Below are 22,391 nucleotides of genomic sequence, written 5' to 3'. Positions count from 1 at the left end.
ATCGCTTTTACTAGCGATTGCTTTTTTTGATGTTGTCCTGAGTACATAGCATCTGGCAATTTTCGGGTATAGTCTGGCCACCCTCACTCCATGGCTTGATGTGGTCTGCCTGCATCTTTTCTATAGGATATTGTTTTCCGCATAATGGGCAGACACCCTTTTGCCGTTCGTATGCCTGACGCTTATCCCTTTCAGAAAACGCTCGGACGTTGAGGGCATTTTCATTCCCAAACAACAGATACTCGTACACACCTGATTTTTTCTGTACATCTTCATCGCACATAAGCTTTGAAACTTTAGATTCCAAATCTTTAGGATCCAAATCAGCCGTTTTTTTATTCAATTGGTTATACCAAATACCCCAAGGTAATCCCTTCATTTCTTTCCGATATTGTGTGAATAGACCTTCAGCCCAATCAATCACAGTTCGGAAATAGCTCCATAGCTCTTGTGCGGTTTGGTCGTTTTGATGCTGAGACATATAGCCGTCAATTGTGGTATGGTCACGATCAGCAATCCACGAGATCGCGGTCTCTAGTATCTCTTGTCGAATACTATCGCCCCTGACGTAGCCTTCGCAACCAACATTGGAACCATATCGTGACGCTGCACAATTACTTTTACTAAAGTACTTCTTCGCTGAGGCAGTCCATGTTCCTGCATATACGGCATTACGCAATTCTTGATCGGTTAACCGTTCCCCTGCAATATTGATAGTTTTAAACCATTTAAGTTTTTCTGAGTCCGTGCCATCACAAATATAGACAAATAGCTCATAATCAAGAATACGCTGCTGAATATCCTGTGGTAAATTATCAAAATTCATAGAATTGCCATCATATTCAACAGAATAATTCCCATCCACATATTCCATAAGTGAGATAGTTCGTTGCTGTCCATCTAGTACTTCATACGTATCCTCACCCGTTTTTGCCCAATACATGACATTGAGTGGCAACCCCTGAAGCACTGTATCAATCACTGCATCTCGCTTATCGGGCTTATAAACAAATTCGCGTTGATACTTTGGACGGATATCAAGACGATCATTATAACCTGTGACGCCTTCTTCTTCATCATTTTCATAGTTCTCGTAAACGGCACTTACTTTAATACGACATTCTTTTATATCCATTGTCATAGCTACACCTCCTGATAACGTTGTGGTTCTGGATGACGATTACGAATCACAATACGATCATACATTCGTGAATAATCATTACCACGTCCATCCGGCTTTGGCAGATAAAAGTTCAATCGACGAGCAACATTATGATGGTTTCGAATATCATCTGAAAGGACAGCATCCGCGAGTACTGTCCAATTCATCCCGACAATTTCGAACTGTTCTGGATCATACTTCGTCATGAAAGTAATGGGAACACCCATATTCCCTGAATAATCACAAGGAATATCCGACGTCTTCCCTACCTCGATAGCATCATAATTCACATACTTAGGATAATCTTTTGGATTATAACGTTTCACAAGAACTAATTCTTCATGCCGTTTTTTGATATCTAAATTCGTATACCACATAATGCCAGAAACACGAATCATTCCTTCACGATGAGTGGAAGAAACAGCAATGTCTTTATAAGGAGATTCAAAAAAAGCTACATTACCAGGAAAACCATAACCCAGCCAAAGCTCGTTATTTTGAAGATATGGAAACACGGCTTTGTACTTTAAAGCATTTTGATTCCCAATAATGACAAACTTTTTATTTTTTTTAAGTAATGTCGATATATATTCTTCAAACATGCTAAATGGTGGATTCGTCACAACAATATCTGCCTCATCCAACAAACTCATGCATTCTTTCGAACGAAAATCTCCATTACCCTGAAGACGCTCTATGGTGTTCTCACCTTGTCTAAATAATTCTGCCACATCGACCATGCTTGTAGCTCCATCACCATCGGCATCATGAATCGAAGTTACGACTGCTTTGTATGGAGTATGCTTTTCCTCCTCAGTTTCATCCCCAAACAGTGTAAGTTGACTACCACTAATCGGAGAACCTGAATAACAAGTAGCTATTAATTTTCTAAGTTTTAACCTATTAAAGTTTAAACAAAAATACTGGAAGAAATTTGATTCAAATGGATCATCACAGTTACATAACACAGTTTTGCCAGCAAAATGTTTTCGATAATGCTTTAGCTCATTCTCAATATCCGAAAGCTGAGTATAAAATTCATCTTTTTTCGCCTTATTTGCTCGATTCAATGTCAAGTTACTTGCCATGCAAAATCACCATCCAATTCCAAATAAGAACATTAATTAGTACCATTGTAGAGTAAAGAAAAATAAGTAAACACAGATTTATATACACTTTAAAAATAAATATTTTTCAAAGCCTAATTTTTTTCCTCACTTTTTGAACATATCTTCTCTTCAGAATTAACTCATAACAGTTGTCAAGTTCTCTCAGCTTTTGCACTAAGCCTTTTCTTACCTGGGGTTCATTGTTTTCTTCAAGCGCTCGTTCTAGATTATATTCCTTTTCTTGTGCATCCTCTTCCATACGGTTAATGACAATCTGATACTGATACATTGCAAAAAGGACATCTACATAACTATTGACAAAAGCGCTAAAGGACTTAGCTAATTCTCCTTTGAATAAGAACTCGCACTCAACTGCAGTTTTCCGGATTTCTTCTAGTTCAGTCAAAAAATAAGACTGTTCTTCATTGTCAAGTGGCTTATGAATTGCACCAGCCATGGCATTAAAATCTGCTGAGTTAGTTAAAAATATGAAATCAAGATCGTTGGCGAATAGAACAGTTCCAGCCTTTCCTTCCTCATATTCATGTCGAATAGATTTCCGGTTGGAGCCGTAAAGTTTAAGTAAAGTGTCAAGCTTTAGCCACAAATCAACCCGTTTCGTAAAAAGCTGTTGTTTGTTGCTGAGCCATATTTGAAATAATGATAACCCTAATGCCAATACAGCTGTTAGCGCGGTAACAACAGATAAAGTAGATTCCCAGTTGATGTTCATTACACTCGGACTCCCAAATTTTTAAAAAACTTAATGCCGACTAAATTAAAAAATAGATTTATTCTTTCTTTTACAACTTCTTGGTTTACCCCTAGTTTTTAACTAAATGGTCAACGCTTTAATTTAGCCAAGTCAGAGATGTCATTACCGATTTTTCTTAATTCATCATGAATAAGGTCTCCGCTGGTCTTTTCCTCTATAGCCCCGAGCCAATCATCAAAATCCAAAACAAATTTATCCGCGTATGTTTGACCCCTCGTATCTTTATATTTCACTGTAGCAACTGTTTTACGAACTAATATGCCGCTATCTATGTGCTGTTGCACTTCGTTATTAACATCTAGAATAAATAAAAATCTCGAATGAGGCGCAATAGAACTTATTGCGCGACTACGAAATCGAGAAAAGTACTCTGCTATTTTGTCATTGGGCTCCTCTGGAGGAGGAGCTTTAATCTCTGGATCAAATGAAACATTGATATCTGTGGCTGAGGTATTCCCGACATTAGCCACACTCACCATTACTGCTCCACGCTTATCAAAGACGTAGGAAACTTCGACATAGGCTCTTAAAGTATCCCAAACTTCCCTATCATGCCTCTTCTCTTCTTGAATTTTTTCTTTAATACGAGAGTTTTGTTCCTCAACATGAGTCTTATATTCTTTGAACGCAACGATGAGAGCAAATATGGCCACAAGGAACGTTCCAAAAGCCCACCATTCCGACCAACCACTCCAATGAAAATTCATTCCATCCCAAGAAAGTGGAAGCAAAGGGAATACAACCGCAAAAGCTATAAGCATCCCCAAGATTACAGAAGACTTTTTCACTGATTCTCCTTCGACCATTTTTTAAACTTTCCTACATAAGTATTATCCAAAAGCATATGTATTTCAAGAAACAGCATATTTCGCAAACTTATACTGCGTGTCTTTGAAAATCTGGGACAGGAGATCATCTCCTGTCAGCTCGAGAATGCTTGGGGCTACGGCCTGTTGCAAGAGGACGTTGCCTCAGACCTACCCAATACATCTGAGCTAAAACACTGCTGTCGACTAGCTGAATGTTACATTCACGTTCGTAAGTGATGGCTTGAGTGAAATGACTAAATGATGATGAAAATCAGGGTTTGAAGTTACTGAAGTCTCTTATAGACGCTGAACCCGCTGCAAAAACCGACAGTCTTCACAACAGCTTGGTGCAAAAACACCTGAATCAGCAGTTCAATCGATACGATAATCATTAACCCTTTCGGATTGAAACTATTATCGTTGGCAGGAATTATCAAAACAGAATAAAAAATGTCCACAAATTGTCATACTTTGTTTTTGTAATATAAACTCTAGCGAAAGATTGATGACATGGCTGACTGGATTCAAGCGATAGGCACGATATTAGCCGTATTCGTCGCAGTGGCGATTCCCGCGTTCCAAATGTACAAAGATTCAAAACGGAACAATGAGGCTCGAATCGAGGACAGATATTATTCGCTACGCCACAACGCATTTCTCGTGGATTCCTGGATTACTCGAAGCAAAGAAGGTTGGAAAATCTGCATCGTGAACGGCAGCGAAGGCGTTATACGAGACATACAGGTTCATGTGCAATGGCCTGAACTCGATACGGCACACGACACACAACTCGATTGTGAGGATTTACACGTCGCTCCGAAAACACAAAAACCTTGGCGGACCCTACTTCCCGGCACATGGCTTATTTCTCCAAAACCAACTACAGGAAACTTAAGGTATTCTTCATGGAATTATCCTGTCCGGAAAAGCAGTCAGGAGGAATTGCCAAGTCCCGCCTTCTTCGATTCAAAAAGCGATAACCATGCGTTGATCGCATTGAAATTCACCGATGTGTTCGATAACACCTGGGTACGTATCTACAGTTGCGTGCCACAAGATTGCGGTATCAGGCCTGGCCTGTATTTGCTTGCGACCTCGGATCAACGGTTACAAAAGTACACACGCACGATTCCTTTCTTGAACGCGCAGTAAATCAATACCTTTCCTTCTCACCCCAGCAACTGCAGTAAATCGTCCTTCGTCAGTTTTGAGATGCCGGCGGAGGTGCCGGTGCCGGCCTTGTCGACGAAACGGTGGGCCAGGTCGCTCTTGGACTGCTGCATTTTGAGGATACGCTCCTTGATCTGTCCTTGGCGACGATCTGGTAGACGTTGACGTCCTGGGTCTGGCCGATGCGGTGGGCGCGGTCGGTGGCTTGCTCCTGCGCGGCGGCATTCCACCACGGGTCGGCGTGCACCACCACGCAGGCGCCCGTGAGGTTCAGGCCCGTGTTACCGGCCTTAACTTCGTTCTCATATAAATCTGGTATTGTAGAATATACAAATTATTTTAAAAGTTATTGTATATACTACAATAAGGAACATATGAAACGAACCGACGAACTACTGAAACTGCTAAACAACAGAGGCGGCACCCTCTCTACTTCCGAGATAATCAATGCCGGATTTTCGCCGGGATTCCTGACTTATTTGAACCGAAAAGGCGAAATTGTCAACGAAACGCGAGGAATCTGGTCATTACCCAAAGTTTCAATTGACGATTTAGCGACTATCACCAAACGCTGGAAACGATGCGTCATTTCGTATGGCACTGCACTCTGGTTGCATGACCTCAGCGACCGTACGCCACACATCATCGATTTGACTGTTCCCGAAGGATATATGCCACGCACCGCATGCAAGGAATTCCCGAATATTCGTTTCCATACGGTAAGAAAAGAAAAATATCCCGTCGGTCTGAGCAAAGCAAAAACACCAGCGGGGAATACAGTACCAACCTACGACAAAGAGCGCTGCATTTGCGATGTTCTCAAGGCGAGGAACTCAAACAACATTGACATCCAGCTTTTTAGCGATGCCCTGAAACGCTACTTCTCCGACCCAAACGACATGAAAAAATTGTCACGATATGCAAAACTATTAAAAGTAGAAAAAGAGTTGCACAGATACACCGAGGTACTGCTATGAACCAAAACAAGGATGCCAGCTTACGCGGCAAAGTACGAAGCCTGGCACAGAGAAACCATCTGTCAGCGCAGGAAGTGCTGCAAATGGTTATCTTTGATCACTTTCTTGAACGACTATCCCATAGCAACTACTCGGACAAATTCATCATCAAGGGCGGTCTTCTCGTTTCCTCGCTTTCAGGAATTTCCAGTCGTACGACTATGGACTTGGACGCAACGATCCTCGGAATCAAGATGGAAGAAACACGACTAACGCAAGTCATCGAACAGATTTGCAATATTGATTTGGATGACGGATTCTCATTCTCATTCGAACGATTGGAACCCATTCGAGAGCATGACGTGTATGCAGATTTTAGAGCACATCTGCACGCACGATTCGGCCGCATCAACGCACCTCTGAAATTAGACCTGACAACCGGAGATGCCATCACTCCCGAACCCGTCGACTATGGGTATCGAACACTATTCGAAAACAAGACGATCCAGCTCAAAGCCTATCCCATCGAAACCCTCATCGCAGAGAAATTCGAAACCATCATGCGCCGCGGCACAGAAAATGGGCGAGCCCGCGATTTTTACGATCTCGATATTCTATATCGTCGTTACAGCGAAAATCTCGACCCGCACACTCTCAGACAAGCAATTACCAATACAGCAAACCATCGTGGATCCCTTGCAGAAATAAATAATTTTCGACAAATCTGTTCCACGCTTCAAAATTCTGAATACCTCAAACAGGACATCTGGAAGCCTTATGTTAAAGCAAATCCCTACGCAAATAGCAGAAGCTTCGAAGACACTATCAACAGCGTACTTGCCTTAGGGAATTTAGCCAATCTCTAATTGAAGTCAGAGGCACAATATCGAATAACAAACAACACAGAGATATTTAGAAATACTAATTAATTTCTATTTACGCTAATTGCAGAATCGCAGAAACAACACGGGGTACGCTAGCAGCAGTTCGCTCGCGTACCTCAGGGTGTAGAGCTTTATCCCAGCAACTGCAACAGGTCGTCCTTCGTGAGGTTCGAGATGCCGGCGGAGGTGCCGGTGCCGGCCTTGTCAACGAAACGGTGAGCAAGGTCACTCTTGGACTGCTGCATCTTGAGGATGCGCTCCTCAATGGTGTCCTTGGCGACGATCTGGTAGACATTGACGTCCTGGGTCTGGCCGATGCGGTGGGCGCGGTCGGTGGCCTGCTCCTGCGCGGCGGCGTTCCACCACGGGTCGGCGTGCACCACCACGCAGGCGCCCGTGAGGTTCAGGCCCGTGTTGCCGGCCTTCAGGGAAATCAGGAAGACAGGAGTGTCATCAAAGTTGAACTGGTCGACCAGCTCGAGGCGCTTGCGCTTGGGGGTGGCGCCGGTGATGACGTTGTAGGCGACGCCATTCTTGCGCAGACGCTCGGCGATCAGGTCGAGGAAGCTCGTGAACTGGGAGAAAATTAGCATCTTGCGGCCGGCGTCCTGACAGCTGGAGACCAGTTCCTCGATGGCGTCCAGTTTGGCCGACGTGACTTTGCGAGGCTTGGTGGGAGTGCCGGCTTTCGAGGTGCCCGAAGCGTTGAGCCCCGCAGAATCCCCTTTACCTACAATCGCGTTCACCGAGGCATCTGCGGTCTCGCTGAGCTCGTCAATCGGCTCGTCATCGGCTCGTTCAATCTCGCGACTCGGAGCTCCCCAAACGTGCGCGTCCTTCTTAACGACGTTGCTGCCGACATTGCTGAACAGCAGTCGCGGGTCGCAGCAGGCCTGACGCAGGCGGGTGAGCTGGGCCAAGATCTGAATCTTGCCGGTCTTGTATTCGATGTCGCGCTGCTTGTTGAGCGTGGCACGCAGCTGCTGCTCGAGCGCGGCGTAAAGCCGACGCTGCTCCCCCTCAAGCTGGACGGTGATGACGTTTTCGATCTTATCCGGCAAATCCTTCAAAACCTGCGACTTCAAACGCCGGAGAATGAACGGTCCGACGAATGCCTGCAGCTTGGCCTGCGCGTTCTCGTCGCCGGAAAGTATCGGCATTTCGAAGCGGTCACGGAAGTGCTTGTAAGCCCCCAGCATGCCAGGCATGAGGAAATCGAAGATGCTCCACAATTCTGAAAGCCGATTCTCAATCGGCGTGCCGGTCAGGGCGAAACGGTGTCGTGCGGTCACGGTTCGCACGGCGTGGGCGGACTTGGTGGCATGGTTCTTGATATATTGCGCCTCGTCAAGTGTCATACAATAACATTCGAGGCCGTCGTAATCGTCGATATCGCGGCGCAGCAAATCGTATGAAGTAATCAGAACGTCGGGCGCAGTCCATTGGGTCGCATCGGTTTCGCCGTCATCGATTGGTTGCGGGCTATCGGCGCCTTGCCAGCCGTCGTTTTTATTCTGCTTACTATCAGAAACCACAGAGATATCGTCAACTTTTCTGCCCTCATACCAAGCCTTCGTATTCTTGAGCGTCGCGCGACGGGCAGCCTTGGAACCGGCGAGCACCTGCACGTTGAGTTCGGGGGCGAACTTGGCGCATTCCGCGGCCCAGTTGTAGACCAGCGATGCCGGACAGACGATGAGGTTCGGGCCAATCTGGCGCTGTTCGTCACGACGCGACACCAGATACGAAAGCATCTGCACGGTCTTGCCCAAGCCCATCTCGTCGGCCAGGATGCCACCGAAGCCTTTGTCAGCGACGGCGTTGAGCCAACGGAAACCCTCAACCTGATACGGACGCAGCACATGCGCGAGCGACTGCGGTACCTTGTAGGTCTTCGGGTCGATGACGCGCAAATCGTTCAAATAACTACGGAATTCGTCGCTTTTATCTTCGTCCTCCGCCTCGTTATCAAGGTAATAGGCCTCGTAAGCGGGCACGGAAACGGCGCCGGAATCGAGGTCGACCGGCTTCAAGCCCAAGTCGCTGCTGACTTCGTCAAGCTTGCTGGTGTCGACGTCGGCCATATTGACGAAGGCACCGTTGCGCAGGCGATGGAACTTGCGGCGTTTGCGATAGCTGTTGAGCAGCGCTGGCACTTCAGATGGGTCGATTTCGTCGGCGATCGGCGAGATTTCAACCAAACCGGACTTGATCGAGAGACCGATCTTGAAAACGGGATGCGGCGAAGAAGTGAGCCCGTCGAAACTCGGCGTGGAGAACACCTCTCCAAGCCCTCGCAAAACGGGAAGCCCCTCGTTCAGCAGCTTGTAAATCGCCTTGTCGTTGTCCTCGGCAATGCGCGCTATCGGGCCGTCCGGCATCGGGAAGTACTGGCGCACGGCCTCGACGGCCAAGCGCTCGGTTTCACGGTCTCGCGCAACCGGCTCGTTCGGGCCGATACCGGAGAAGACATGGAAGCGTTCGTCGCCGTAACGCGCCTGCACATCGCAGGTGATGCCGTTCCTGTCGCGGTCAAGATACATTTCGATATGGCAAGGCACGCGGCGCATCTTAATCAGTTCAGGCGGCAGTTTGACGGCGATACCATGATGAGACGTGCCGCGCGATGTAGCCGGCGTGAAGTCATCGGTTACCTTGGAATTCGTATCTGAGGTATGTTCTGTTCTATTTTGTGATAATCCGTCTGAAGCTGTCGTACCGGTATCGCTTTGTGACAGAGCATCTGAATTAATGTCGCCGGATACGGAATTATTAACGGATTGGTTATTGTCACCGACGTCACCAGCATTGTTGGCATCTTCAGAATTATCAGCGCTGCTGGCCTCGCCAATCCCATCGCCACTATCCGCAGGAACCGGGTCAAGCGCAGGCAGAACGGTACGCGAAAACTCCTCAATATCGTCACTGCTCAGGTACAGATCTCCGCGTTCATCTCCGGTGCAAAGAACCCCAAGCAGGTTACGATTCGTCGTCATTGCGCTGGAGCAGCGGTGGATTTCGGGGGTATCCAAACTGAACGCGTGGTTCGAGTCAGGCGATCCGACGACCACAAACGATGAGCCTCGTCCGATAATGAATTTTTGGATATTCAAAGAATGACGGATGACATAGCCGGATTTTTGCGACGTTTCTATATTATTTTGTCGCATAGATTTGCGCTGTGATAACGCAGTGTCACCTTCCCCGCCATCCTCGTTATCCGCGCGAACGACTTCGAGACCCAAATCAGGATCACCGTCGACCACGCGAACCGGGATGGCCGAGGCGAAATTGCCGTGAAGCGGCACGTAATCCAGCGTCACATCGGCATCGACGAACAAGTCCAATAATTCCGCCGTTTCGTCGTCGGAAAGCCGCATTTCCTGGGCTTCCGCCTTGCTCTGGTAGAACTCGTAATCGCCGGAAACGCTTTTGCGAATCTCGATGGCACGGCCGAGAATCGCCAGAATCGACCGTGAACGTTCATCGAACGAATCGCGGGAATGCACAAACGCGAGCTTTTTGCCATAGGTGACGAATTCGCGGCGTTGCACCGCCTCCACCAACGCACGCACGTCTTTGACGACGTAGGAAATGCCCTTGGACGGCACAGCGATATGCAGGCGCAAGTACCAATCACGGCCGGAATTTTCCAACATCGGGCGCAGCACGACCGAACCGATGGGCATGTGGCGGCTCAGCGCCACTCCGCTGCCGATGTCCCCAGAAGCGCGGCTGCTGACCTCCTTGAGCAGATCAAGCTGACGATTTTTGGCTTGTTCCTCGAGTGCCGAATCCTCTTGCTGCATAAAGGAACGCAAGACCCGCGACGTGCGACGGACGACCTTGCGCTGGCGAGCGCCGAGCCTTGCGCCACTTCGCGAACCGGAAACCTCCAAACCGTTGCCAAGCTCCTCGAACTTCTGCGGCGTGTCATTATATTGCATAATCAGCGCAATGACATGCTTGCAGATTGCGCCAAACCGGCCGAACGCCGGGCAAGTGCAGTCCGAATCGATGATCTCGCCGTGGTTCTCGTCGATGCGCGCGCTCACCGCGTAATCGTCCGCAAATTCGTCGGCAGGTTCCACCGAAGCGGCCAGCAGCGTGCCATCCTCGCCGGGCGTGCAGGTCAGATTGTGCATGCGTCCGCTGGAAATGACTTCATAAGCACGGTAGAAGGCCTTGCCGCCGCGCTGCCGCAGAACCTTTTCAGGAACGGCAGGCTCGTTGGCGCCGAAGGTCACGCCGCCGTCAGAATCAGCAATCCCGCCGAACGTATCGTTGTCGGAACCTGACCCAAGCCCGAATCCTCCTGAACTTCCGGTTCTCGACCCGTATACCGACGCATGCCAATCCAAATCGCGTTCCCCTTTTCACGGCCTACCGCAGCCGATTCAATGCCAAACTATCGCAAGCTTCGATATCATCAAATATGATCGTCAAATGTCACCATCGGATATCAAAGACCGCAAACTTCTATCTTACCCCATTCCAAAATCCGGTGAAATGCCGTTTCGTTTAAACAATGATGACAGAATGCGGCAAAACCACATAACAAACCAGCATAGGAAAATAATCGAAAACCGACACAGAAAGACAACATGGGTGCCAACACAGGGAAGTTGTCGCAAGACATCAAGAAACGCAAGCTTTCAGCCTTCGCTGAACGTTCTGTATCCTTTTGCCGCAGTTTGTGAGACACTGTCAGCAACACACGGATAATCAGATATAACAGAAAACGGATATGGAGGAGACATGACGAACATGGATGATTTCTCAGGCAAGGCAAGCAGAGCCTTGAATACCAACGCTGACAGCAATGGTGCGGCGAAGCAAACCGAGAACCAAAACGCAGACGGGCACACTTCCAGTGAGATTCAGACCGCATACTTTGCCGGTGGATGTTTCTGGGGCGTCGAACGATATTTCCAAGGCGTCGACGGTGTGACCGACACGCAGGTCGGGTATGCGCAATCCCTCAAGGAGAATCCAAGCTATGAAGAGGTGTGCTCGGGAGCCACCGACGCGGCGGAAACCGTGCGCATCAGCTATGACCCGTCTCGCGTGACCTTGCGGACGCTGACACTGCTGTTTTTGGACGTCATCGACCCGTTCTCAGTGGACCGGCAGGGCAACGATACCGGGCGACAGTACCGCAGCGCGATGTTCTGCCTCGACGAGGTGCAGAAGGCCATATATGAGAAGGCGTTGCATCAACTTGCGGCGCGCGAGGAGCGCGAACCTGCGGTAATTGTGGAGCCGCTGCACAACTTCTACCCCGCCGAGACCTACCATCAGGATTATCTCGACAAGAACCCGAGCGGATACTGCCATATTCCGGTGGCCAAACTTCTCAACGTGGGCAAGCGGCAGCGCTATATCGAGCGCGTCTGGGACCTCGACCCCGAGCAGTACGCGGTGACACAGCAAGCGGCCACCGAACGCCCGTTCACCAACAAATATGACCAGAACTTCGAGCCGGGTATTTACGTGGACGTCGTGAGCGGCAAACCGCTGTTCCTTTCCACCGACAAGTTCGACGCGGGCTGCGGCTGGCCGGCGTTCTCGAAGCCAATCGACGCATCTGCTTTGACCGAGCATCGCGACACCAAACTGCCCGGGCGGCCGCGTATTGAGATCCGCACCGCCGACTCGCAGATTCATTTGGGTCACGTCTTCGATGACGGGCCACAAGATCGCGGTGGCTTGCGCTACTGCATGAACTCGGCCTCGCTGCGCTTCGTGCCGCGCGACCAGATGGAGGCACAGGGTTACGGGAAATACGTGAAGCTGCTTGATGACGCACAGTGAGGCGAGATCGAACTAGACCAAATCTCAATCTAAACGTGAGAACGGCCAAGGCCTCGGCTTGCGTATGGCGGTGTGGATAAGAAAATAGTTGTCCACACCGCTTTTTCATATCTAAATCCGCAATATTACAGCGATTTAGGCCTTCCGATCATCGCAGTCACCACAACTGTTTCAGCCTGCCAAATGCTTGGTTAAATAACGTCCGGTGATACTGGCCGGGTTATCGGCGATCTCGTCCGGGGTGCCGGTGGCGACAATTGTGCCGCCCTCCTCGCCGCCACCTGGACCCATGTCGATGACATAATCGGCGTTGGCGATCATGTCGAGGTCATGTTCGATGAAGACCACAGTGGCTCCGCCTTTGATAAGGCGCTGCAGTACGTCAATCAGCGTACGTACGTCAAGCGGATGAAGGCCGGTAGTTGGTTCGTCGAGAACGAACAGCGAGGCGCTCTGTCGCTTACCGAGTTCGTTGGAAAGCTTAAGACGCTGGGCTTCGCCGCCGGAAAGATTCGGGGTGTCCTCTCCCAACGTGAGATAGCCGAGGCCAAGGTCGTGAAGAGTTTCGAGGGCCTTGTGAATGCGCTTGAGCAGAGCGGGAGTAATCATATCGCCGGAATCTAGGTCATCCGACGAACCGGTGGTATTCATAGAATCCAGCGAAGCGTGTAGTCCTCGATGATTGCCCAGCTTGCGCGAAGACGAATTGGAAGCGGAAACAGACAAAGTTGCTCGTTTATGATTAGCGGAACCGTGTGAAGACAAGTTGGAAGACGAACCAGAAGCAGATTCGAAATCGTCATCAAGTGCAAAGAAGTCAAGAGCATCATCCACTTCCAAATCAAGCACTTCGGGAAGCGTCAACCCTTGAGGATGCGTAGGCGTTGCAAGCCGAACATCGTTGACTTCGGGACGATAACGGCGACCTTCGCAGGTCGGGCAGGTGATGGTGACATCGGGCAGGAACTGAATATCGAGGCTGATCTGACCAGTGCCGTCGCATTGCGGGCAACGGAGCGTTCCGGTGTTGTAGGAGAATGCAGACACCTTGAGTTTGCGCTTCTTGGCTGATGCAGTCGTTGCGAAAGCCTTACGCAGCATGTCCATAATGCCAGTGTAGGTGGCGACCGTCGAACGTACGTTGATGCCGATGGGAGTGGAATCGACCAAACGCACGCGAGTAATGCCTGCAGCATCAAGCGAACGGACATGGGACGGCAACGGCGTGTGGTTTTCCTGCGCCTGCAACGCTGGAATCAACGACTCCAGAATCATCGTCGTTTTACCGGAACCGGAAACGCCGGTGATGGCTGTCATCCGCCCGCGAGGAATGGCGACATGCAGCGGATGCACAGTGTGGATGATATCGGTGGCCATGGTGATCCAATCCGCTTCGGTAACTGTTGGCGTCGCTACGGATTCGACAGAGGCCACTTTCATGTCGGCACGACTCAACTGACCGTTGCCTTTATGCTGATGGTCAATGACTTCATCATTCCGACTTGGCAGATTCATAAACCTGCGCAAGTCCGCTGAAACCGGTGGCAACGCAAGTCGCTTGCGAACGACCACGAGCTGGGAGCCGTCAAGGAAGCCTGCGATACGCGACTTCGGGTTACGCAATATCTTGGCAGGTGCACCTTCCGTGAGTATGCGGCCGCCTCGGCTGCCAGCACCAGGGCCCATCTCAATGAAGTAATCAGCGGCATTAAGGACATGGACGTCGTGGTCAACGAACACCACCGAATTGCCGGAAGCCAACAAATCCCGCATCACGCCGATAAGACCTTCGATATTCGCTGGATGCAAACCGGTGGAAGGCTCGTCAAGTACATAGAGCACACCGGTGGTCTCGTTGCGCACCGCACGTGAAAGCTGGGCACGCTGCCGTTCGCCGGTCGAAAGCGTGGCACTGGCACGATCGAGCGTCAAGTACCCTAAGCCGAGCTGGATGAGTCTGCGGCCCATGTCTTCCAAGGTATCGACGAGACTTTCGGCCATCTGCCGCATATCCTGTGGCAACGAATCCGGAACCGTTTTAGCCCATTCAAGCACCTTACGTAACGGCCAAGCCGTGACTTCCGCTAAGTTGTATTTGCTGATTTTTGGAGCCCGCGCAGCCTCGTTGAGCCTCGAACCTCCGCAATCCGGGCAGGTCCGCTCGACCAGAAACTTCGAGACCTTGGCCAAACGCTTCTCATCGTTGGCACGGTCAAGCTCCTTGGTCACGGTCAAGCGCGCGTTGCGGAACGTAAAATCGAGGTGATGCACGCCTTTGACCGAAGTGATGGTGATGGGCTTCTTCTCCTCCGGCCCATTGAAAACGATGTCACGCTCTTTGTCTGTAAGGTCCTTGAACGGCACATCAGTACGCACACCGAATTCGCGGACGATATCGGGTTGGACGTTAAACCCGAACGTCCGCCACGGCACCACGGCACCTTCGTCGATAGTGAGGTTTTCGTCGGGAACCAGTGCGGCATCGTTGACCTCATGGATGGTTCCGGTCCCCTGACATTTCGGGCAGGCTCCGGTGGAATTGAACGCCATCTGTTCGGCGCTGGGAGGTTCCACGAGAGCCCCGCAAACAGCGCAATGAATCGGAATCTCAGCGGCAACATCAAGCGTCGGCTTCTGATAATGACCGTTCGGGCAACGATGCGAAGCGAGACGAGAAAACATCAGCCTCAGAACATTTAGAGTCTCGGTTGAAGTGCCAAAAGTGGAACGCATGCCTCCAACGCCCGGACGCTGCCGCAACGCCAAAGCCGGCGGAATGAACCGTACCGAATCAACCTGCGGCTTCTCGGCCTGCGTCATCCGACGACGGGTGTAGGTCGAAAGTGCGTCGAGATAGCGCCGCGAACCTTCGGCGTAGAGCACACCAAGCGCCAGCGACGACTTGCCGGAACCGGAGACCCCGGCGATGCCGACGAGTTCGTTCAGCGGAATGGAGACATCGATATCTCGCAGATTATGGACGCGAGCGCCGCGCACCTCGATGGCCTGCGGAACCGAAGAGACGGTTACGTCAATCCCGCTACGTTCTTTAGGGTTACTACTGTTATTCATCTCATTCACCGTGTGTATTCCGTTCTTGCCATCATTCACAATGCCCAACTCTATTCGCCGCACCCGCCTGATTCCACATGCGAACATAATGCAATACTTATGTCAGAAAAGTGCACTTTAATCAACGAAACATGCACTTATCTGGCGCCAGTGCCGCAAAAGTGCACGTTACCAGCGATAACCTGTACTTTTCTTACATTGGCGTACAAAAAGTGCAGCATCCCAATGAAACGCACATTTCTAACGTCGGCATGCAAAAGTGCACTCTACGACATATCACTTGCACTTTTCTGATATCAGCACGGCAAAAGTGCACTTTAGAAGCATTTGGATGCACTTTTCCGACACCAATGTCTCAGAAGTGCGCTTTACACGACGCAAAGTGCACGTTTCTGGCAGTACAACACAAAAGGTGCCACGGAGAATCCATGACACCTTTGATAAGTCAGATTGCGGCTAGCAGACAACGAGCGCTAAACCGTCGCCCACCAGATTTCAGCGCGAACGACGGAACGGGGTGGAGTTGCGTTTGCCACGCGAACGGTGGAAGCCGTCGGCCTTGCGCGAGCGCTGGTTGCGCTTGCCGGAACGACCTTCGTTATAGCCACGTCCACGGCCACCGGAACGCCCACCTTCGTAGCCTTCACCACGCCCACGGCCTCCGGACTTGCCATAGCCACCGTGACGATTCGATTTGCCGGAACCGTAGGAATCACCGTAACCGTCAGAATAGCCGCCATTACGGCTGCCGGAACGCTTGCCGTCATAACGGCGGTTCTTGCCTTTGCTGCCGCGGTTGCCGCGATCATCATAATCAGAATGATGCCGTTTACCGCTGCCCTTGCGATAATCGTCGTCATAGAAATCACGCGAACGGCGGCTGTCACTACGGCCACGCGAGGAACGGCCGTCAATCGGGCCTTGTCCGTCATCGTAGCGCGGGTTGCGGTTCTTATGACCATCACGACGCTTGTTGCTCGAACGAGACTCGTTGAAGCCATCGCCACGGTCACCGCGAGAACGGGAATCATTGAAACCGTCATTGCGACCACCACGTTCGTTGAAGTCCTCGCCGGAATCCTCACGGCCGCGCTTGCCAAACGGACGCCTAGAACCCTCATGCCGGTTGTTATGGTCACGACGTCCGCCGCGGTCTTTACGCCCGTAACCGCCACGTCCGCCACGGCCTTCGTTGCGTCCACCGCGCCCGGTGCGACCGGCCCTGCGGTTGACGACCGGCACAGTGAGCGTCCATCCTTCGACCAGTGGGGCGTGCTCCCCTACCAGTTCCTCAAGCTCGGGAGCACCCGGAACAATCTGCTGACTCTTGGCCTTGATACCCGCGCGATGCAGCATCTGGCGAGCATCGCGACGTTGTTGCGGCAGCACCAGCGTCACCACGTCGCCGGATTCGCCAGCACGCGCGGTACGTCCGGAACGATGCAGGAACGATTTCGGATCCTCCGGCGGCTCGGTCTGCACGACCATCGCTACATCGCTGACGTCGATGCCGCGCGCGGCCACGTCGGTGGCCACCAGCACGTTAACGTCCCCGGAAGTGAACGCTGCCAGATGCCGGTCGCGCTGGTTCTGTGAAAGATTGCCCTGCAAATCGACGGCTGGAATGCCTTCCTTGACGAGCTTGTCAGCCATCTTCTTGGCCTGGTACTTGGTGCGCGTGAAGAGGATGCGCTTGCCTTTGCCGCTGGCGAGCTCACGAATGACCTCGTACTTGTTGCCTTGCGAAACCTCAAAAACGTGGTGGGTCATGGTGTCGACCTGCGCGTCGGCAGGCGCGATTTCGTGGATCTTCGGATCGTGCAGGAACTGCTTCACGACCTTGTCGACGCCGTGGTCGAGCGTCGCCGAGAACAGCATGCGCTGGCCTTCAGGATCGACTTGCTCGAGCAGGCGCTGCACTGAGGGCAGGAAGCCCATGTCGGCCATTTCGTCAGCCTCGTCAAGCACCGCAACTTCAACGTCCTCGATGGAAAGTGCGCCCTGGCGCAGCAAATCCTCGAGACGCCCAGGGCAGGCGACGATGATTTCGGCGCCGGCCTTAAGCTCGGAAATCTGACGGCTGTATTTGACACCGCCATAAATGGTGGCGGTCTGCATATCGTAGGCAGCGGCGAGCGGCGCCACGACCTCGTTGATCTGGTTCACCAGTTCGCGAGTTGGAGCAAGAATCATTCCGTGCGGATGAGGCAGCATTGCGCACTTCTGCGCCTTGCGATCGCCGCGATTCATACGCTCGAAGTCACGCATTGCGGCTTCGCCCTGGCCTTGTTCGGCCAGACGGGCGATCAGAGGAATGGAGAATGCCAACGTTTTGCCACTTCCGGTTTCGCCGCGGCCGAGCACATCACGGCCTGCCAGCGAATCACCGAGGGTGTCGGCCTGAATCGGGAAGGCGACGGTCTTGCCATCACGAGCCAGTACGCTTACCAGCGGGCCGGGCACGCCGAGTTCGGCAAAAGTGCGTTCGGGCTGGTCGCCGGTTTTGGCATACGCAGCAGCGCTTTCGGCCGCTTCTTCGGCCTGTTTGGATTTGGTTGAGTTATAAGAATCAGGATTATTCATTTGTGAGCCTGCATAGTCTCCGCCCCTAAAATCGGCAGAGTTATCTGAATTATTTTTATGAGTACGACGCTTCGGCACAATAGCCTTTCAAAAAAATGAAGCCGACCTGTCGCTCATAGATGCAGACCCCCGGCTTCTCAATGGACAATTCACTATATCAGACGCGCCCCACAACCTGCGCTGGGTGAACCTATTGATTTACCTATTCAGGTCCGTCCCATAACCTGCGCCTGACGGACTTACCTAACCTGCAGTTACGGTTCCATACAATAAATCGGCATACCGAATACTATCGTTGGGACACAAAACACGGGACTTCGCAAAGGACATCATCATGCAGCAACCCATCATGACCTCACCGACTTTTCTCAGCCAGTCCAGCGCACCGGCCACGCTGGACGATCTGGACTGTGCGCAAAATCTCAAGGATACGCTTGAAGCGCACGCCGACAAGTGCGTGGGTATGGCCGCCAATATGATCGGCGAGCACAAACGGATCATCGTGTTCAACGATGAGCTGACCGGCCGCATCATGACGATGTTCAATCCCGAAATCATCGAAAAAGAAGAACCTTACCAGACCGAGGAAGGCTGTCTTTCACTGGAATCAACCAGAAAGACGACGCGGTTCCAAACGATCCGCGTACACTATCAGGACAGGCGGTTCAAGGAACGCACCGCGAATTTCAGCGGCTGGACGGCGCAAATCATCCAACACGAAATCGACCACTGCAATGGCATACTTATCTAAACAATAGACTCCTACCGAAACCACAGGTTTGCCAGAATCCGGAGTATCCCCGAAATCCGCAGTATCGCCAAAATTCAGTACCTGTCGAAAACGAGAATCCAATACCGAAATCTACATTCAGTTCGATTCGACGATGGCCTCGTTCGGAGGGGTCTGCTTCTTGTGGCGCGGGCTCGGCTGCTTGGCCGGAGGCACATCCGTGTAGGGATGCCCCATGCTGGCCGTGGACGTATAGAAACTCTTCGTCGTGCCGTTCGGATTGACGTTGGGAATCGGCGAGCTCGGTGCGCTTTGGGCTCCATCCACATGCCCGGTTTCGCCGCGACGGTAACGATCCATCATCTGCTTCTGCAGCTGGGCGGCACTCGGCGGCGTCCATGAAAGGGCGTTGGCACCTGCCTCGATGGTCTCACGAATCGATTGCGCAGAACCGCCGGAACTGGCAACCACCGGAATCTCGGGGTAACGATCCTTGACGTGTGCCACCACTTCGGCGGTGTTTCTGCCCGCGGCGACGTTGATGATCTTCGCGCCCGCCTCAATCTTGCGCTGCACCATATCGTCCCATTGAACGACGGTGGCCATGACGGGAACGTGTACGGTCATGGCGACCTCACGCACAATCTCGACTTCGCTGGGAGCGTTCAAAACGACGCCCGCAACACCTTGCATTTCAGCAAAAACCGCCAACTCGAGCACACGCGTTCCAGTGGTGGTGCCTCCCCCGACACCTACGAAAACCGGGGCTTGTGCCACGGAAAGCACAGCCTGGTTGATAACCGGCTGGCCGGTGAACGGGTAGACGGCGAGAATAGCGTCGGCATTGGTATTATGTATTACAGCAGCGTCGGTGGTATAAGCGAACGAACGCAGACGCCTACCTTGCAAAAGCAACCCGGAAGACTGTTCGATCTCCGCAGGCACCCGGGCATCGGCCGAGCTCAGCGGGTTTTCAATAGGCAGAGCCTCCGGCAGATTCGCCGGCAGGTTGGTCATTTCCTGTTCCATCGTGCCGCTCCCTTCACGGGCTTCCAGTACTTCTCAATCCGCCAATTGCGTCCGTCATGTCCAATACAGCTTAATCGTATGGCGTCACAACATACAGGTTGAAACGAGCACATTACCAGACCCAACATATCACCGCAGAGATTTGTTCCCGAGCAGACGACATTTCTTGACAAAACGCACAAAACCACTATTAAACCAAGCGCAAAGATTACACGAAACGTCTACTCGATATGCCAGAATTGGCTTGAATCCGCGGGTTAGTCAAACCTTGCGGAACGTTTGAAACGCAATGAGATATAGCACACATCAGAACGAAGGAACGAATACTTGGCTGAGTTTATTTTTCAGATGATCAATGCTCGCAAGGCCTATGGCGACCGTGTGATCCTTGACGACGTGACCCTGAGCTTTTTGCCGGGCGCGAAAATCGGCGTCGTCGGCCCCAACGGCATGGGCAAGTCCACCCTGCTTAAGATCATGGCCGGGCAGGAAACCGTCTCCAACGGCGAGGCGAAGCTGACACCCGGTTATTCCGTCGGCATCCTGCAACAGGAACCGCCGCTGGACGAGGACAAGACCGTTGGAGAGAACATCAAGGCCGCTTTCGGCGACATCACCAAGAAGGTCGATCGATTCAACGAAATCGGCGAGGAGATGGCCAATCCGGACGCCGATTATGACGCACTGATGGCCGAGATGGGCAAGCTGCAGGAGGAGATCGATGCGGCCGACGGCTGGGACATCGACTCTCAGCTCGAGCAGGCGATGGACGCCTTGCAGTGCCCCGATCCGGATACCCCGGTCAAAGTCTGCTCGGGCGGCGAGCGCCGTCGCGTGGCACTGTGCAAACTGCTGCTCGAAGCCCCCGACCTGCTGCTGCTCGACGAGCCTACCAATCACCTCGATGCCGAATCCATCCTCTGGCTCGAACAGTTCCTGCACACCTATAAAGGTGCCGTCATCGCCGTGACCCACGACCGCTACTTCATGGACAACGTGGCCGAATGGATCTGCGAGGTCGACCGCGGGCACCTCTATCCTTACAAGGGCAATTACTCCACGTATCTGGAGACCAAAGAGAAGCGTATGGAGATCCAAGGCGCCAAGGACGCCAAGCTCGCCAGGCGCCTGAAGAACGAGATCGCGTGGGTCAAGAGCTCGCCCAAGGCCCGTCAGGCCAAGAACAAGGCCAGGCTCGAGCGCTACGACGAGATGGAGAACGAGGCGCGCAACTCCAAGAAGCTGGACTTCTCCGAAATCGTCATCCCTGCAGGCCCGCGTCTGGGCTCGCAGGTGCTCGAGGCCGAGCATATCCACAAGGCCTTCGGCGACCGCGTGCTGATCGACGACCTCTCCTTCACCCTGCCGCGCAACGGCATCGTGGGCATCATCGGCCCCAACGGCGTCGGCAAGTCCACGCTGTTCAAGACCATCGTGGGCAAGGAACCGCTCACCAGCGGCAAGCTCACCATAGGCGAGACCGTCAAGATCTCGTACGTCGACCAGAACCGCGAGGGCCTAGACCCGAACAAGAACCTCTGGGAGGCGGTTTCGGACGGCAACGACTTCATCGAGGTCGCCGGCGTCGAAGTGCCGACCCGCGCCTACGTCGCCAGCTTCGGCTTCAAGGGCAGCGACCAGCAGAAGCTTACCGGCATGCTTTCCGGCGGTGAACGCAACCGCCTGAACCTCGCGTTGACCTTGAAGCAGGGTGGCAATCTGCTGCTGCTCGATGAGCCTACCAACGACCTTGACGTCGAAACGCTGGAATCGCTGGAGAACGCGCTAATCGAGTTCCCCGGCTGCGCCGTGGTCATCTCCCACGACCGCTGGTTCCTCGACCGCATCGCCACGCATATCCTCGCGTGGGAGGGCGATGACGACAATCCGGCCAAGTGGCACTGGTTCGAAGGCAACTTCCAGGCCTATCAGGACGACAAAGTCAAGCGCCTTGGCGAGGAGGCCTCCCGCCCCCACCGCATCCATAGAAAGCTCACGCGCTAATTTTTCAAACCCTGTTTCGCTAACTGACGTTGGGGGTCTGGGATATACAATGCTCGACACGCTCCGGGCCGCTCAGGCCAAGTCTTTACGGTCGATCATCGCATATCCCAGACCCCCAACTCAACGGAATCAACTCATCGCGGTTGATTGTTAATACGTCTGTTCTTCATCATTCTTTGTTGAGTGGAAGGGTGGGGATATGCGATGTTCGGGCGTAAGACACGGCCGAGCGGCCAAGGAGCGTCCCGAACATTGTATATCCCCACCCCTCCACGTCATTCGAATACCAGTTAA

Annotated in this window: 15 protein-coding genes; 6 read left to right on the top strand and 9 right to left on the bottom strand. The window is 52.2% G+C overall.

Annotation, left to right across the window (positions count from 1 at the left end; genetic code table 11):
* Positions 1-10: 10 nt before the first annotated feature.
* The 4 genes from OZX72_RS02860 to OZX72_RS02845 all read right to left on the bottom strand — a co-directional run bounded on the left by OZX72_RS02860 (position 11) and on the right by OZX72_RS02845 (position 3,834).
* Positions 11-1,141, bottom strand: a complete 1,131-nt coding sequence (locus tag OZX72_RS02860) for a DUF262 domain-containing protein (protein ID WP_277158911.1) — start codon at positions 1,139-1,141, stop codon at positions 11-13.
* A gap of 2 nt (positions 1,142-1,143) precedes the next feature.
* Entirely contained in the window at positions 1,144-2,250 is a 1,107-nt protein-coding gene (locus OZX72_RS02855) for an adenine-specific methyltransferase EcoRI family protein (RefSeq protein ID WP_277158910.1), read from the bottom strand.
* Positions 2,251-2,356: 106 nt separating this feature from the next.
* Entirely contained in the window at positions 2,357-3,004 is a 648-nt protein-coding gene (locus OZX72_RS02850; RefSeq protein WP_277158909.1) for a hypothetical protein, read from the bottom strand.
* Positions 3,005-3,114: 110 nt separating this feature from the next.
* Positions 3,115-3,834 carry a hypothetical protein gene (locus tag OZX72_RS02845; protein WP_277158908.1) on the bottom strand — a complete coding sequence of 240 codons (720 nt, stop codon included), beginning with the start codon at positions 3,832-3,834 and terminating at the stop codon, positions 3,115-3,117.
* A 531-nt stretch (positions 3,835-4,365) separates the two neighbouring features.
* Between OZX72_RS02845 and OZX72_RS02840 the strand changes: the two genes are divergently transcribed.
* A complete protein-coding gene (locus tag OZX72_RS02840; protein WP_277158907.1) occupies positions 4,366-5,007 on the top strand; it encodes a hypothetical protein in 642 nt (213 codons plus the stop codon).
* A 49-nt stretch (positions 5,008-5,056) separates the two neighbouring features.
* Here the strand turns inward: OZX72_RS02840 and OZX72_RS02835 are convergent, their stop codons facing one another.
* Positions 5,057-5,278, bottom strand: a complete 222-nt coding sequence (locus tag OZX72_RS02835) for a C-terminal helicase domain-containing protein (RefSeq protein ID WP_277158906.1) — start codon at positions 5,276-5,278, stop codon at positions 5,057-5,059.
* A 121-nt stretch (positions 5,279-5,399) separates the two neighbouring features.
* Between OZX72_RS02835 and OZX72_RS02830 the strand changes: the two genes are divergently transcribed.
* Positions 5,400-6,002 (top strand): hypothetical protein, encoded by a 603-nt coding sequence (locus tag OZX72_RS02830; RefSeq protein WP_277158905.1) that lies wholly within the window; start codon positions 5,400-5,402, stop codon positions 6,000-6,002.
* Positions 5,999-6,847, top strand: coding sequence for a nucleotidyl transferase AbiEii/AbiGii toxin family protein (locus OZX72_RS02825; RefSeq protein WP_277158904.1), 849 nt, complete (start codon positions 5,999-6,001; stop codon positions 6,845-6,847). The genes OZX72_RS02830 and OZX72_RS02825 overlap by 4 nt, the downstream gene beginning before the upstream one ends.
* Before the next feature lie 149 nt (positions 6,848-6,996).
* Here the strand turns inward: OZX72_RS02825 and OZX72_RS02820 are convergent, their stop codons facing one another.
* Positions 6,997-11,226 carry a DEAD/DEAH box helicase gene (locus OZX72_RS02820; protein ID WP_277158903.1) on the bottom strand — a complete coding sequence of 1,410 codons (4,230 nt, stop codon included), beginning with the start codon at positions 11,224-11,226 and terminating at the stop codon, positions 6,997-6,999.
* 397 nt (positions 11,227-11,623) lie between these two features.
* On the opposite strand from OZX72_RS02820, the gene msrA reads away from it, so the two are divergent.
* Positions 11,624-12,679 carry a peptide-methionine (S)-S-oxide reductase MsrA gene (msrA, locus tag OZX72_RS02815; RefSeq protein ID WP_277158902.1) on the top strand — a complete coding sequence of 352 codons (1,056 nt, stop codon included), beginning with the start codon at positions 11,624-11,626 and terminating at the stop codon, positions 12,677-12,679.
* A gap of 171 nt (positions 12,680-12,850) precedes the next feature.
* Here the strand turns inward: msrA and OZX72_RS02810 are convergent, their stop codons facing one another.
* Entirely contained in the window at positions 12,851-15,751 is a 2,901-nt protein-coding gene (locus OZX72_RS02810; protein WP_277158901.1) for an excinuclease ABC subunit UvrA, read from the bottom strand.
* A 495-nt stretch (positions 15,752-16,246) separates the two neighbouring features.
* The gene (locus OZX72_RS02805; RefSeq protein WP_277158900.1) at positions 16,247-18,334 is read right to left on the bottom strand and encodes a DEAD/DEAH box helicase; all 2,088 of its coding nucleotides are present in this window, start codon (positions 18,332-18,334) and stop codon (positions 16,247-16,249) included.
* 334 nt (positions 18,335-18,668) lie between these two features.
* On the opposite strand from OZX72_RS02805, the gene OZX72_RS02800 reads away from it, so the two are divergent.
* Positions 18,669-19,085: a peptide deformylase gene (locus OZX72_RS02800; protein ID WP_277158899.1), complete on the top strand. Its 417-nt coding sequence runs from the start codon at positions 18,669-18,671 to the stop codon at positions 19,083-19,085.
* Positions 19,086-19,202: 117 nt separating this feature from the next.
* Here OZX72_RS02800 and OZX72_RS02795 read toward each other — a convergent pair whose 3' ends face one another.
* Positions 19,203-20,093 (bottom strand): dioxygenase, encoded by an 891-nt coding sequence (locus OZX72_RS02795; RefSeq protein WP_277158898.1) that lies wholly within the window; start codon positions 20,091-20,093, stop codon positions 19,203-19,205.
* Between the two features lie 327 nt (positions 20,094-20,420).
* On the opposite strand from OZX72_RS02795, the gene ettA reads away from it, so the two are divergent.
* The gene (gene ettA, locus OZX72_RS02790; protein WP_277158897.1) at positions 20,421-22,097 is read left to right on the top strand and encodes an energy-dependent translational throttle protein EttA; all 1,677 of its coding nucleotides are present in this window, start codon (positions 20,421-20,423) and stop codon (positions 22,095-22,097) included.
* The last annotated feature ends 294 nt before the right edge of the window (positions 22,098-22,391 follow it).

The organism is Bifidobacterium sp. ESL0769, from assembly GCF_029395495.1.
Classification (GTDB): Bacteria; Actinomycetota; Actinomycetes; order Actinomycetales; family Bifidobacteriaceae; genus Bifidobacterium.
The sequence above is the reverse complement of the archived record's forward strand: the minus strand, read 5'-3'. Positions and strand labels throughout refer to the sequence as shown.

What these genes read in the sequence shown, in the direction of transcription:
- OZX72_RS02860 (WP_277158911.1), bottom strand. Translation starts at nt 1,141, where the DNA reads ATGACAATGGATATAAAAGAATGTCGTATTAAAGTAAGTGCCGTTTAC.
- OZX72_RS02855 (WP_277158910.1), bottom strand. Translation starts at nt 2,250, where the DNA reads ATGGCAAGTAACTTGACATTGAATCGAGCAAATAAGGCGAAAAAAGAT.
- OZX72_RS02850 (WP_277158909.1), bottom strand. Translation starts at nt 3,004, where the DNA reads ATGAACATCAACTGGGAATCTACTTTATCTGTTGTTACCGCGCTAACA.
- OZX72_RS02840 (WP_277158907.1), top strand. Translation starts at nt 4,366, where the DNA reads ATGGCTGACTGGATTCAAGCGATAGGCACGATATTAGCCGTATTCGTC.
- OZX72_RS02830 (WP_277158905.1), top strand. Translation starts at nt 5,400, where the DNA reads ATGAAACGAACCGACGAACTACTGAAACTGCTAAACAACAGAGGCGGC.
- OZX72_RS02825 (WP_277158904.1), top strand. Translation starts at nt 5,999, where the DNA reads ATGAACCAAAACAAGGATGCCAGCTTACGCGGCAAAGTACGAAGCCTG.
- msrA (WP_277158902.1), top strand. Translation starts at nt 11,624, where the DNA reads ATGACGAACATGGATGATTTCTCAGGCAAGGCAAGCAGAGCCTTGAAT.
- OZX72_RS02810 (WP_277158901.1), bottom strand. Translation starts at nt 15,751, where the DNA reads ATGAATAACAGTAGTAACCCTAAAGAACGTAGCGGGATTGACGTAACC.
- OZX72_RS02805 (WP_277158900.1), bottom strand. Translation starts at nt 18,334, where the DNA reads ATGAATAATCCTGATTCTTATAACTCAACCAAATCCAAACAGGCCGAA.
- OZX72_RS02800 (WP_277158899.1), top strand. Translation starts at nt 18,669, where the DNA reads ATGCAGCAACCCATCATGACCTCACCGACTTTTCTCAGCCAGTCCAGC.
- OZX72_RS02795 (WP_277158898.1), bottom strand. Translation starts at nt 20,093, where the DNA reads ATGGAACAGGAAATGACCAACCTGCCGGCGAATCTGCCGGAGGCTCTG.